Raw genomic sequence first — 12,373 nt, 5'->3', positions numbered from 1 at the left:
GCGCGACGAGGGGGAGCAGTACGCGGAAGCGCTGCGCGCTGCCGGGACACCCGTCGACTTGCGCTCCATGGGGTCGCTCACCCATGCCTTCGCCAACTTGTTCCAGCTCGGCGGCGGCTGTGCCGTCGCCACCACCGAGTTGATTTCGGCGTTACGGGCTCACCTCAGCCGCGTCTGACCAGGAGCGACCGACGCCGGTACGCTTAGACGCTATCGCCGATCGCGCCGCGATCGGATCCACCGACCACCACACGACGGAGGGTGAGCGAGCCCATGGCCGCCAGAGCCGCCAAAGGAAAACGCCCAGCCAGCTACGACCTGAACGCTGCAGGGCGCAGACGGGACCTGCTGGTCCGGATCGGGCTGACCGCGATCGTGATGCTTTTCGCCGTCGCGCTGGTCAGCTACATCGTGATCTCGCATAACAAAAAGACGTCTTCCGGCGCCGAGCACGCGGTGCGGGTGACGTCGAGCAAGCTGATCACCCAAGACGGCAAACCCAAAGCCGACGTGACGTTCTACGAAGACTTCCTGTGCCCGGCATGCGGGAACTTCGAGCGTGCGTTCGGGCCGACGGTGTCGAAGCTGATCGACAGCGGCGCGATCGCCGCCGACTACTACATGCTGGGGTTCCTCAGCAGACCACAGAACGAGGAGTACTCGTCGCGAGCCGCCAATGCGGCCTATTGCGTCGCCGATGAGTCGATCGACGCTTTCCGGCGTTTCCACACCGCCTTGTACACCAAGGAGATACAGCCTTCGGAGACCGGCACCACATTCCCCGACAATGCGAAACTGACCGAGCTGGCCCGTGAGGCCGGCGTGGTGGGCAAGGTTCCAGACTGCATCAAGGCCGGCAAGTACACCTCAATGGTCGACGGCCTGGCCTCGGCCGCTGGCATTCACGCCACCCCGACGGTCCGCATCAACGGCCAGGACTACCAGTGGTCGACGCCGGATGCGCTGGTGGCCAAGATCAAAGAGATCGTCGGGGATGTCCCCGGCCTCGACTCGGCGGCGACCCCACCAGCGTCGTGACCCGCGTCAGCGGCATTGATAGGGAGCAGCGATGAGGTGGGGGCACCTCCCGCTTGCGGAGGAGAGTGGCGCTCCTACCGGAGAGGTGTCAGCGCAAGCTGGCGAGCCGACGCAAGGTTCGGCTTCGCCGTCCTGGCACGGGCCGCCGGTGCCGCTGGCCAGCGCATGCTGGGTGCTGATCGCCGGGATCATTGGGCTGATCGCGTCGACCACGCTGACGGTGGAGAAGATCAAGATCCTGCTCAATGCGTCATACGTGCCGTCGTGCAATATCAACCCGATTGTGTCGTGCGGTTCGGTGATGACGACACCACAAGCTTCGGTGCTGGGTTTCCCCAACTCGCTCATCGGTATCGCCGCGTTCACCGTCGTGACGGTGACCGGTGTCTTGGCCGTGGCGAAAGTGCCTCTGCCACGGTGGTATTGGATAGGAATAGCTGCTGGAACACTGGCCGGGGCCGCGTTTGTGCACTGGCTGATCGTCCAAAGTCTTTACCGGATAGGGGCATTGTGCCCCTACTGCATGGTGGTGTGGGTGGCCACCATCTCACTGTTGGTGGTGGTCGCCTCGATTGCGTTGCGACCGGCCGACGAAAGCCATACCAGCCCGGTAATGCATGAGCTCTACCGATGGCGTTGGTCGATCGCCGCGCTCTGGTTTACCGCGGTGTTTCTGCTGATTCTGGCCCGGTTCTGGGATTACTGGTCGACGCTTCTATAAGGATCCAAGGTAGGGTACGCGCGTGATCTCGAAAGTGTTGGTTGCCAATCGCGGCGAGATCGCCATCCGCGCGTTTCGCGCCGCGTACGAACTGGGCATCGGCACTGTCGCCGTCTACCCCTACGAAGACCGAAATTCCGTACACCGCCTCAAGGCGGACGAGTCCTATCAGATCGGCGAGATCGGCCACCCGGTGCGGGCGTATCTGTCGGTCGATGAAATCATCGACACGGCACGAAGTTCCGGCGCCGACGCGGTGTACCCCGGATACGGATTCTTGTCTGAGAACCCCGAGCTGGCGGCCGCCTGTGCGGACGCGGGCATCACATTCGTCGGGCCTAGCGCCGAAGTGCTTGAGCTGACTGGCAATAAGTCCCGTGCGATCGCGGCGGCGCGTGAAGCCGGTCTGCCGGTACTCGCGTCTTCGGCGCCGTCAGCGTCTGTCGAGGAGTTGGTTTCTGCCGCCGCGAAGATGCAATTCCCGCTTTTCGTCAAGGCAGTCGCCGGGGGCGGGGGCCGCGGGATGCGGCGGGTCGCCGATCCCGCGGCATTGGCCGAGGCCATCGAAGCCGCCAGCCGAGAAGCCGAATCGGCCTTCGGGGATTCCACGGTGTACCTCGAGCAGGCGGTGATCAACCCACGCCACATCGAGGTCCAGATCCTGGCCGACACGCACGCCAACGTCATTCATCTCTACGAGCGGGACTGCAGTGTGCAGCGGCGGCACCAGAAAGTCGTCGAGTTGGCGCCTGCTCCGAATCTCCCCCAGGAACTGCGCGCCAAGATCTGCTCCGACGCAGTGGATTTCGCCCGCCACATCGGCTATAGCTGCGCGGGCACGGTGGAGTTCCTGCTCGACGAGCGCGGGCATTACGTCTTCATCGAGATGAATCCGCGAATCCAGGTCGAGCACACGGTCACCGAGGAGATCACCGACGTCGACCTGGTGTCCAGCCAGTTGCGCATCGCCGCCGGTGAGACACTCGACGATTTAGGCCTGCGACAGGACGCGATCCGGCCGCACGGTGCGGCTTTGCAGTGCCGCATCACCACCGAAGACCCGGCCAACGGGTTCCGGCCGGACACCGGCCGGATCAGCGCCTACCGCAGTCCGGGCGGGGCGGGCATCCGGCTGGACGGCGGCACGAATTTGGGCGCGGAAATCAGCGCGCACTTCGATTCCATGCTGGTCAAGCTGACCTGCCGGGGCCGTGACTTCCAGACCGCGGTGAACCGGGCCCGCCGCGCGATCGCAGAGTTTCGCATCCGTGGTGTGTCGACGAATATCCCGTTCCTGCAAGCGGTCTTGGACGACCCGGACTTCCAGGCCGGCCACATCACCACCTCGTTCATCGACGAGCGCCCGCAACTACTCACGGCGCGATCGTCGGCCGACCGCGGCACCAAGATCCTCAACTACCTGGCCGACGTGACCGTCAACAAACCACACGGCTCACGACCTTCGACGATGTATCCGCACGACAAATTGCCCGACGTCGATTTGGAGGCCGCGCCGCCGCCGGGCTCAAAGCAACGGCTGGTCGAGTTGGGGCCGGAGGGTTTCGCGCGCTGGCTCCGAGAATCGCCCGTGGTAGCCGTCACCGACACCACGTTCCGCGACGCCCACCAGTCGCTGCTGGCCACCCGAGTGCGCACCAGCGGCCTCGTGATGGTCGCTCCCTACCTTGCCCGCACCATGCCGCAACTGCTTTCGGTGGAGTGTTGGGGAGGTGCGACTTACGATGTGGCGCTGCGCTTCCTCAAAGAGGACCCCTGGGAACGGCTGGCCGCGCTGCGTGAAGCGATGCCCAACATCTGTCTGCAGATGCTGCTGCGTGGCCGCAATACCGTTGGCTACACGCCGTATCCCGAGTTGGTCACGTCGGCGTTTGTGGACGAGGCGACGCGCACCGGTATTGACATCTTCCGAATCTTCGACGCTCTGAACAACCTTGAGTCGATGCGCCCAGCGATTGACGCAGTGCGCGAAACCGGTTCTGCGATAGCCGAAGTCGCGATGTGCTACACCGGTGACCTGTCCGATCCAGGTGAGCAGCTCTACACGCTCGATTACTATCTGAAACTCGCCGAGCAGATCGTGGACGCGGGCGCGCACGTGTTGGCCATCAAGGACATGGCCGGATTGCTGCGGCCACAGGCGGCGCAAAAACTCGTCGGTGCGCTGCGCAGCCGCTTCGACCTGCCGGTGCATTTCCACACCCACGACACTCCCGGCGGGCAACTGGCGAGCTATGTGGCGGCCTGGCACGCGGGCGCCGACGCCGTCGACGGTGCCGCCGCGCCGATGGCGGGAACCACCAGCCAGCCCGCGCTGAGCTCGATCGTCGCCGCGGCCGCGCACACCGAGCGCGACACCGGTTTGTCGCTGTCGGCAGTGTGCGCGCTCGAGCCGTATTGGGAGGCATTGCGAAAGGTATACGCGCCCTTCGAATCTGGGTTGCCGGGGCCAACGGGACGGGTTTACCACCACGAGATTCCAGGTGGCCAATTATCGAATTTGCGCCAACAGGCCATCGCGCTGGGTTTGGGAGACCGTTTCGAGGAGGTGGAAGAGGCCTACGCCGGTGCCGACCGGGTGCTGGGCAGGCTGATCAAAGTTACGCCCTCGTCGAAGGTGGTTGGCGATTTAGCGCTCGCGTTGGTCGGCGCTGGGGTGAGCGCAGACGAATTCGCTTCAGACCCGGGGCGATTCGACATCCCGGAATCAGTGCTGGGGTTTCTGCGCGGCGAGTTGGGCGATCCGGCAGGCGGCTGGCCAGAACCGCTGCGCACCAAGGCCCTTGCCGGCCGGGGCCCGGCCAGGCCCGTCGAGGAACTGACGCCGGACGACGAGGCCACGCTCGGGCTGCTCGGCGCGAAGCGTCAAGCCACCCTCAACCGATTGCTATTTCCGGGGCCCACAAAGGAATTCGAGGCTCATCGGGAAAGCTACGGTGACACGTCACGGCTGTCGGCCAACCAGTTCTTCTACGGCCTGCGGCAAGGCGAAGAACACCGGGTGCAACTAGAACCCGGTGTGGAGCTGCTGATCGGTTTGGAAGCCATCTCAGAGCCCGACGAACTCGGCATGCGCACGGTGATGTGCATCATCAACGGTCAGTTGCGCCCGGTCGAGGTCCGCGACCGCAGCATCGCCAGCAAGATGCCCACCGCGGAGAAGGCGGACCGGGCCAATCCCAACCACGTCGCAGCACCCTTCGCCGGGGTAGTCACCGTCGGCGTCTCCGCCGGCGATCAGGTGGCTGCCGGCCAGACCATCGCCACCATCGAGGCCATGAAAATGGAAGCGCCGATCACCGCGCCCGCCGACGGCACCGTGGAACGGGTGGCGGTGTCCGCTACCGCCCAGGTCGAGGGCGGGGACCTGCTGGTGGTGCTCACCTGAGGAGGAGCGGCGCATGACACGCGTTATCGGCGGCGTCGCGGGTGGGAGACGCATCGCGGTACCGCCGCGGGGGACCCGGCCGACCACCGATCGGGTCCGGGAATCGCTGTTCAACATCGTGACCGCCCGGCGGGACCTCCACGGCATGTCCGTGTTGGATCTCTACGCCGGGTCAGGTGCGCTGGGTCTGGAGGCGCTGTCCCGCGGTGCGTCGTCGGCGTTGTTTGTGGAGTCGGACCACCGGGCGGCGGCGGTGCTTGCACGCAACATCGCGACCCTCGGCCTGCCCGGTGCGACCCTGCGCCGGGGGCTGGTGAATGCGGTGCTGGCTGCCGGGACGACAGCGCCGGTCGACCTGGTGTTGGCCGACCCGCCCTACGACGTCGAGACGGCCGATATTCACACGGCTTTGGCCGCGCTGACTACACATGGCTGGACGCGCGAAGGAACGCTCGCCGTCATTGAGCGCGCCACCACCAGCCAGGCGCTGAGCTGGCCGCCGAGCTGGCAGCCCTGGCCGCTACGGGTTTACGGCGACACCCGCCTGGAGCTGGCCGAACGGTTGTAGTTGGGCGTGTAGCGTCTTCGCAATGAGCGGCGCGGTATGCCCGGGATCATTCGACCCGGTGACATTGGGCCACATCGACGTCTTCGAGCGCGCCGCAGCCCAATTCGACGAAGTGGTGGTGGCGATCCTGGTCAACCTCGCCAAGAAGGGCATGTTCGACCTCGACGAGCGGATCGCGATGATCAAGGAGTCGACGACGCATCTGCCCAACCTGCGGGTGGAAGCCGGGGAGGGTCTGGTCGTCGACTTCGTCACTGCGCGCGGCATGACGGCGATCGTGAAGGGGCTGCGCACCGGCACCGACTTCGAATACGAACTGCAGATGGCGCAAATGAACAAACACGTCGCCGGCGTCGACACCTTCTTCGTAGCCACCACGCCGCGGTATTCGTTCGTCTCGTCGTCGCTGGCTAAAGAGGTCGCGATGCTTGGCGGCAATGTGTCCGAGTTGCTGCCGGAGCCGGTGAATCGTCGATTGGCCGAAAAACTGCGGCAGGCTGGACGCGGGCTCGGGTAAGCGAGAAACCACCAGCGCGACCGAGCGGAGGGGCCGCGCTGGTGATTGGTTCTGTCAGCTCTCGGCGAGCGCGCCGTGCAGTGACTGCTTGGCTTCAGTGATCGCGGTCAAAACCTTGGTTCGCGCCTCGGTCAGCTTCTCCTTCTGCGCATCCGTTCCCGACCAGACGATCGTCCGCGCGAGACCGGCAAGCTCGACAAGTCCCCAACGGATCTTGATGACATCGCCGAACTTCGCGGCCTGAGCGAGCCTCGCGTGGATGCCTGCACTGGTAATGCCCTTCCACGCCAACACATTGGTGCCTTGCTCGGTCAGAGTGGCTACCCCGTCGCTGACCGTCACGAGGCCGCGACCTGCGAGGTGCCCGATTGCAAGCTCGACGATCGGCTCCGGAGGCGTGAGAGCGCCGTCGGTGGCCTCAGAAACCCGCTGCACGATCTGCGCAGCGCTCGCCGGTCCGTCGAGGAGCAGGGCGGCGGTGCCGACCACTACCCGCTTGCGGGGACCGCCGAAACCATGCCCGCCGAAACCGTGTCCACCGAAACCGTGTCCACCGTAACCGTGTCCACCGAAACCGGGCCCACCAGAACCCGGGCCACCCCAGCCGTGCCCGCCAAAGCCGGGTCCACCGTAGCCAGGTCCACCAGAAAATCCACCGAACACCCTGTTCTCCTTCACATAACGGCGACTAACCACCAGGTCCAGCCGCCACTTTTTATATCTAGTTACTTGATACGCGGCCGGGGGATACGTGTCAAGGAACTTGATATCGGGGCAGAATGCCGAAGAATATCGAACAGCCACGCGCCGGGATCAGGGCCTCAGACCGGGTGATCCGTGTCAGCATGTCTGGGATGAGCGAAATCGAGGATCAAACGCTGGGCTTTCTTGTCCGCCGGTTGATGGCGCGATTGCGCCCCGAGGCGACGACGGCATTGCGACCGCTCGGCCTGGGATTGCCGGAGTTCGTCTGCTTGCGGATTCTTGAGACGTATCCGGGCCGCACCAGCGCCGATCTTGCCCGCCACACGCACGTCACCGCGCAGGCGATGAACCTGGTTTTGCACGAGCTGGAAGATATGGGCGCGGTGACCCGCCCGGACACCGCTCCGTCGGGCCGTGCACTGCCCGCTCAGCTCACCCGCAAGGGCAAGGCGCTGCTCAAACGAGCGGAAGCGGCCGTTGATGCGGCCGAGGACAAGATATTGGCGCACCTGAGCCCTGCCGAACGGCGCCAGCTCAAGCGACTTCTGTATAGGGCCGGGGACCGGCCCGTCGACGACGCGGCGACATGTGCGTCCCCGAGGGCGCAGCACGTGCGACAGAAGTAGCGAGTTTCCGCGCAGGCCAACGTTACTCGCGCTCGGCCTTTAGAAAACGACCGTCTGATTGTCGTGCACGATGACGCGGTCTTGACAGTGCCACAGCACGGCGCGGGAAAGTACCGCCCGCTCGACGTCGGCGCCGACACGCACGAGGTCGTCAATGGTGTGGGTGTGGTTGACGCGCACGACATCTTGCTCGATGATTGGGCCCTCGTCGAGCATCTCGGTGACGTAGTGGGCGGTTGCGCCGACCAGTTTGACACCGCGTTCCCGCGCCCGCTTGTAGGGCGCCGCACCGGTGAAGGCGGGCAGAAACGAGTGATGAATGTTGATCAGCGGACAGCCGACTCCATCGAGGAACGCAGGACTGAGTATCTGCATATAGCGAGCCAGCACCACCAAATCGACGTTGCCGGCCAGCAACTGAAGCTGACGCTGCTCGGCTTCGGCGCGGGTGTCGCGATTCGCAGGGATATGCACAAAGGGCACGCCGAACGGCCGTACGTGCTCGGCTAGGTTTGGATGGTTGGCGATCACCATGACAATCGATATCGGAAGTTCACCACGGCGGTTGCGCCACAACAGATCTAACAAGCAGTGATCTTCCTTCGAGGCCATGATGGCGACCCGCTTGGGCTTAGCGGCCTCGGCGAACCGGTAGTCGATAGTGAATTTGTCGGCCACGGTGGTGGCAAATTTGCGCTCCAGGTCGTCGATCGCAGCTGTGAGGCCGGGCAGGTGAAAAATGGCGCGCTGCAGAAATGTTCCATCCTCCGGCGCGGTGGAGTGCTGATCCAGCGAAATGATATTGGCGCCGGCCTGGGCAAGGAAGTTGCTGACCGCCGCGATCAGGCCTGGCCGGTCGTGGCAACGAAGGAGTAGCCGACCGATATCCGCCGGCGGCGGCGGACCGCCCGGTGGCGGCAGGTAGTTATCGGGCTGTGGCTGCGCGGAGGGCATTGTCATGAGTCCCCTCACCAGTAGTTCTCAATACGATGGTGACGGCCCCGGGGCCGCCCGCGGGCCAGGATAGCCCCGCTAGTGGCATTCGTGACTGTGATCGTGATGCTCGTTTTCCATGTCGGGGGAGCCGCCCATCATGCGCAGCATCGGGATGCCGTTGGTAGCGACGAAGCGGATTACCAGAACTGTCGCGACGACCAGGAAGACGATGTTGAGCCACGTGGTGTAGTTCCACGAGATTTCGGACTGCATCACCGTTGCGTTCCGCTGCGAAGGAATGAGACTCGTTGCGCCGAAGATCAATTCGACAAGGTAACCGGCCGCGACCATTGCGGCATAAAACGTGCCCAGCAACGTGAGCATCATCGCCGTGCCGTAGTACTTCCGATAAATGTTCAAGATCGGAATGATCAACAGGTCGGCGAAAATAAACGCGACGACGCCGCCGAAACTGATGCCGCCGTTCCACAGCACCGCGGCCAGCGGCACGTTGCCGATCGAGCAGACGAAGGACACGATCGCCACGAAGGGGCCAACGATCGGTCCCCATATCGTCGACCAAACCGGATGATCAGCAAAAAAGAAGTGCTGCCAGAACGATTCGGGAACCCAAGCCGCAATAGCGCCCGCGATCAACAGACCCAGGATGAGGTCACGAAGGATCGCGGTCCACTCCATGATGAACACATGTGACACCGAGGTGAAGCCGTCCGCCGAGAACAACCGCCGCCAAAACGAACCCTCGCGTTGAACCGACATGTCCATCGCGGCATGGCCTTCCATCGACCCCGCCAGGCCACGATCAGCCTGCTGGCGGGCGGCATCAACCAGTCGCGAGCGCACGAAAAGCCGGAACAGCACAGCCAGCACCACGATCATCAGTGGGCCGCCGACGAACTCCGCGGCGGTGAATTGCCAGCCCATCAGCAGGGCCAGGATGATGCCCAACTCCACCACCAGATTCGTCGAACCGATCTCGAAGGCCATCGCCGCGGTGAAGTTGGCGCCCTTGCGGAACAACGACCGGGCCAGGGCCACCGCCGCATACGAGCACGACGAAGACGCCGCGCCCAGTCCCGCCGCGACGGCCAGGGTGCGCGGCCGATCGTTACCCAGCAGGGCCACGATGGTCGATCGACGCACGACGGCCTGGACGACAGCTGACAGCGTGAACCCCAGAATCAGCGCCCACAAGATTTCCCACGTCATCGACCCTGCAAGCGCCAACGCATGCTCGACCGCTCTCACCGCTTCGGTTACCACCAGACCCTCCAATTCGGCCGTCTGTCTGCCTTGGCCCCATCAATCAATAGACGCCCAGGGGGATATAGCGCCAACCGGACATCACCGTCGCGCCCTTCCATAATTGCGGCAAATCTGCCCGACCCGACATAATGGCGCCAAGTGTGCAGGTAAGTGGCACCGTTCCGGTCGCTCAATGTCCGACACACCGGGCCGAGCAACCCAGTCACAGGCGCAACAGCAGGCACACTGGTAACAACAACGATGCCGGAAGGGTGTTGCCGTGTACCGAGTTTTTGAGGCGCTCGACGAGCTGGGCGCGATTGTCGAAGAAGCTCGTGGTGTGCCGATGACAGCGGGCTGCGTGGTGCCTCGCGGCGACGTGCTCGAGCTGGTCGATGACATCAAGGACGCGATCCCGGGTGAGCTGGATGACGCCCAGGACGTGCTCGACGCGCGCGACTCGCTGTTGCACGAGGCCAAGGCGCATGCCGACTCCGTGATGTCCTCGGCGAACACCGAGTCGGAATCGATGCTCAACCACGCCCGTGCGGAGGCGGACCGGATCTTGGCCGAAGCAAAAGCGCAGGCCGACCGGATGGTGGGCGAAGCGCGCCAGCACAGCGAAGGAATGGTTTCCGAAGCGCGTGAGGAATCGGTTCGTATCGCGGCGGCGGCGAAACGCGAGTACGAGGCCACCACGGCACGCGCCAAGTCGGAGTGCGATCGGCTTGTCGAGAACGGCAACATCTCTTACGAGAAGGCCGTGCAAGAAGGCATCAAAGAGCAGCAGCGCCTGGTGTCCCAGACCGAGGTCGTGCAATCGGCCAACGCCGAGGCCTCTCGACTCATCGACGCGGCGCACGCCGAAGCCGACCGACTCCGTGGTGAATGCGACATCTACGTCGACAGCAAGCTGGCCGAGTTCGAGGAGCACCTCAACAGCACCCTGCGCTCGGTCAACCGCGGCCGCCACCAGCTGCGGACGGCGGCGGGCGTGCACGACTACGCGCAGCGCTAGTCCTGCTACCGGCGGCAAGAGGCGGCCCAGCGCCGCCCGTAGGATTGCGGCTATGGCCCGGCACCACCGCCAATCGGCGAAGCCGCGTCCGGGATCGCCGCTAGCCGTTAACATCGCGCGCTTGGGACGGCGTCCGGGCGCGATGTTTGCCCTGCATGACGTCGTGCCCAGCCCGTCACGCATCGGTGTGGAAATGATTGCCGTCGATGCCGGCGCGCCCATGGAGCTCGATCTACGCGTCGAGTCCGTGTCCGAAGGCGTGTTGGTGACCGGGACGCTGACCGCGCCCACCACCGGCGAATGTTCCCGCTGCCTCACGCCGGTGCGCGGGAGCGTCGAAGTTGGCCTGACCGAGCTGTTTGCCTATCCGGACAGCATCACCGATGCGACCACCGAGGAGGACGAGGTCGGGCGAGTCGTCGGTGACTTCGTCGATCTCGAGCAGCCGATCATCGACGCGGTCGGGCTGGAGCTGCCGTTCTCGCCGGTGTGCCAGCCGGACTGCCCGGGGTTGTGTCCGCAGTGCGGCGTCGCGCTGGCAACCGCCGGGGCCGATCATCACCATGATGAGATCGACCCGCGGTGGGCCAAGCTGGCTGCAGGGTTGCGACCCGACAACGACGGGGGCCGGAGTGAATGAGCTGCTCGACGCGCTCGGCGTCGAATTGCCCGATGAGCTGCTGACCTTGGCGCTGACCCACCGCAGCTACGCCTACGAGAACGGCGGTCTGCCCACCAACGAGCGCTTGGAGTTTCTCGGCGACGCGGTTCTGGGCCTGACTATCACCGACGAATTGTTCCACCGACACCCCGACCGCTCGGAGGGCGATCTGGCCAAACTGCGGGCCAGCGTTGTCAACACCCAGGCGCTGGCCGAAGTCGCGCGGAAGCTGACCGGGGACGGCCTCGGCGCGTATCTGCTGTTGGGGCGCGGCGAGATCAACACCGGCGGGTCCGACAAATCCAGCATCCTGGCAGACACCATGGAATCGCTGCTGGGAGCGATCTACCTGCACCTGGGTATGGACGGTGTGCGCGAGGTGATTTTGCAGCTGTTCGGTCCGCTGTTGGACGCCGCGCCGACGCTGGGCGCCGGACTGGACTGGAAGACCAGCCTGCAGGAGCTGACCGCCGCCCGCGGCCTGGGCGCGCCGTCGTATCAGGTCACCTCGACCGGACCTGACCATCACAAAGAATTCACCGCTGTGGTGAAAGTGGCCGACACTGACTACGGGTCGGGCGTGGGCAGGTCAAAGAAGGAAGCCGAGCAGCATGCCGCCGCGGCGGCGTGGAAAACGCTGAGCGTGCTCGACAGCGCGTGATGTAGATGCCCGAACTACCCGAGGTTGAGGTGGTGCGGCGCGGCTTGCAGGCCCACGTGGTGGGCCGGACCATCACCGCCGTCCGCGTTCATCACCCTCGCGCAGTGCGCCGCCACGAGGCCGGCCCGGCCGACCTGACCGCGCGGCTGCTGGACGCCCGGATCACCGGCACCGATCGGCGCGGAAAATACCTGTGGCTCACCCTCGACGAAGGGGATTGCGCGCTGGTCGTCCACCTCGGCATGAGCGG

The 12,373-nt window shown here is 64.7% G+C and carries 13 protein-coding genes and 1 pseudogene; 11 read left to right on the top strand and 3 right to left on the bottom strand.

The features are described from left to right. The 6 genes and pseudogenes from WBF82_RS10440 to coaD all read left to right on the top strand — a co-directional run. Nucleotides 1-178: pseudogene (locus WBF82_RS10440) on the top strand (alpha/beta hydrolase); the annotation flags it as partial. Between the two features lie 95 nt (nt 179-273). Further along, nucleotides 274-1,038 (top strand): DsbA family protein, encoded by a 765-nt coding sequence (locus WBF82_RS10435; RefSeq protein WP_424382963.1) that lies wholly within the window; start codon nt 274-276, stop codon nt 1,036-1,038. A 31-nt stretch (nt 1,039-1,069) separates the two neighbouring features. Beyond that, nucleotides 1,070-1,759, top strand: a complete 690-nt coding sequence (locus tag WBF82_RS10430) for a vitamin K epoxide reductase family protein (RefSeq protein ID WP_424382961.1) — start codon at nt 1,070-1,072, stop codon at nt 1,757-1,759. Between the two features lie 22 nt (nt 1,760-1,781). Beyond that, a complete protein-coding gene (locus WBF82_RS10425; protein ID WP_424382960.1) occupies nt 1,782-5,165 on the top strand; it encodes a pyruvate carboxylase in 3,384 nt (1,127 codons plus the stop codon). A gap of 13 nt (nt 5,166-5,178) precedes the next feature. Beyond that, a complete protein-coding gene (gene rsmD / locus WBF82_RS10420; RefSeq protein WP_424382959.1) occupies nt 5,179-5,733 on the top strand; it encodes a 16S rRNA (guanine(966)-N(2))-methyltransferase RsmD in 555 nt (184 codons plus the stop codon). Nucleotides 5,734-5,755: 22 nt separating this feature from the next. Further along, a complete protein-coding gene (coaD, locus tag WBF82_RS10415) occupies nt 5,756-6,250 on the top strand; it encodes a pantetheine-phosphate adenylyltransferase (RefSeq protein WP_424382958.1) in 495 nt (164 codons plus the stop codon). A 54-nt stretch (nt 6,251-6,304) separates the two neighbouring features. Here coaD and WBF82_RS10410 read toward each other — a convergent pair whose 3' ends face one another. Then, complete coding sequence (locus WBF82_RS10410; protein WP_424382957.1) at nt 6,305-6,913, bottom strand: hypothetical protein; 609 nt, start codon at nt 6,911-6,913, stop codon at nt 6,305-6,307. Between the two features lie 191 nt (nt 6,914-7,104). Between WBF82_RS10410 and WBF82_RS10405 the strand changes: the two genes are divergently transcribed. Continuing rightward, the gene (locus WBF82_RS10405; protein WP_424382956.1) at nt 7,105-7,581 is read left to right on the top strand and encodes a MarR family winged helix-turn-helix transcriptional regulator; all 477 of its coding nucleotides are present in this window, start codon (nt 7,105-7,107) and stop codon (nt 7,579-7,581) included. Nucleotides 7,582-7,620: 39 nt separating this feature from the next. Here the strand turns inward: WBF82_RS10405 and purU are convergent, their stop codons facing one another. Together purU and WBF82_RS10395 are read right to left on the bottom strand one after the other, a co-directional pair. Next, on the bottom strand, nt 7,621-8,556 hold the full coding sequence (gene purU, locus WBF82_RS10400; RefSeq protein ID WP_424382962.1) for a formyltetrahydrofolate deformylase: 936 nt from the start codon (nt 8,554-8,556) through the stop codon (nt 7,621-7,623). A 57-nt stretch (nt 8,557-8,613) separates the two neighbouring features. Then, nucleotides 8,614-9,813: a permease gene (locus WBF82_RS10395; RefSeq protein WP_424382955.1), complete on the bottom strand. Its 1,200-nt coding sequence runs from the start codon at nt 9,811-9,813 to the stop codon at nt 8,614-8,616. A gap of 250 nt (nt 9,814-10,063) precedes the next feature. On the opposite strand from WBF82_RS10395, the gene sepIVA reads away from it, so the two are divergent. The 4 genes from sepIVA to WBF82_RS10375 all read left to right on the top strand — a co-directional run. After that, a complete protein-coding gene (sepIVA, locus tag WBF82_RS10390; protein ID WP_424382954.1) occupies nt 10,064-10,801 on the top strand; it encodes a cell division protein SepIVA in 738 nt (245 codons plus the stop codon). 52 nt (nt 10,802-10,853) lie between these two features. Continuing rightward, complete coding sequence (locus WBF82_RS10385; RefSeq protein WP_424382953.1) at nt 10,854-11,441, top strand: YceD family protein; 588 nt, start codon at nt 10,854-10,856, stop codon at nt 11,439-11,441. Beyond that, a complete protein-coding gene (gene rnc / locus WBF82_RS10380; protein WP_424382952.1) occupies nt 11,434-12,123 on the top strand; it encodes a ribonuclease III in 690 nt (229 codons plus the stop codon). Before WBF82_RS10385 ends, rnc begins: the two co-directional genes overlap by 8 nt. Nucleotides 12,124-12,128: 5 nt before the next feature. After that, nucleotides 12,129-12,373 (top strand): DNA-formamidopyrimidine glycosylase family protein (locus WBF82_RS10375; protein WP_424382951.1); only part of this gene is annotated, 245 nt, incomplete at its 3' end.

Source organism: Mycobacterium sp. (assembly GCF_049673265.1).
Taxonomy (GTDB): Bacteria; Actinomycetota; Actinomycetes; order Mycobacteriales; family Mycobacteriaceae; genus Mycobacterium.
Note: the sequence above shows the minus strand (reverse complement) of the source record. Positions and strands in the feature narration are given on the sequence as shown.

Coding starts and splice junctions, on each gene's coding strand:
- WBF82_RS10435 (WP_424382963.1), top strand. CDS start 274: ATGGCCGCCAGAGCCGCCAAAGGAAAACGCCCAGCCAGCTACGACCTG.
- WBF82_RS10430 (WP_424382961.1), top strand. CDS start 1,070: ATGAGGTGGGGGCACCTCCCGCTTGCGGAGGAGAGTGGCGCTCCTACC.
- rsmD (WP_424382959.1), top strand. CDS start 5,179: ATGACACGCGTTATCGGCGGCGTCGCGGGTGGGAGACGCATCGCGGTA.
- coaD (WP_424382958.1), top strand. CDS start 5,756: ATGAGCGGCGCGGTATGCCCGGGATCATTCGACCCGGTGACATTGGGC.
- WBF82_RS10405 (WP_424382956.1), top strand. CDS start 7,105: ATGAGCGAAATCGAGGATCAAACGCTGGGCTTTCTTGTCCGCCGGTTG.
- WBF82_RS10385 (WP_424382953.1), top strand. CDS start 10,854: ATGGCCCGGCACCACCGCCAATCGGCGAAGCCGCGTCCGGGATCGCCG.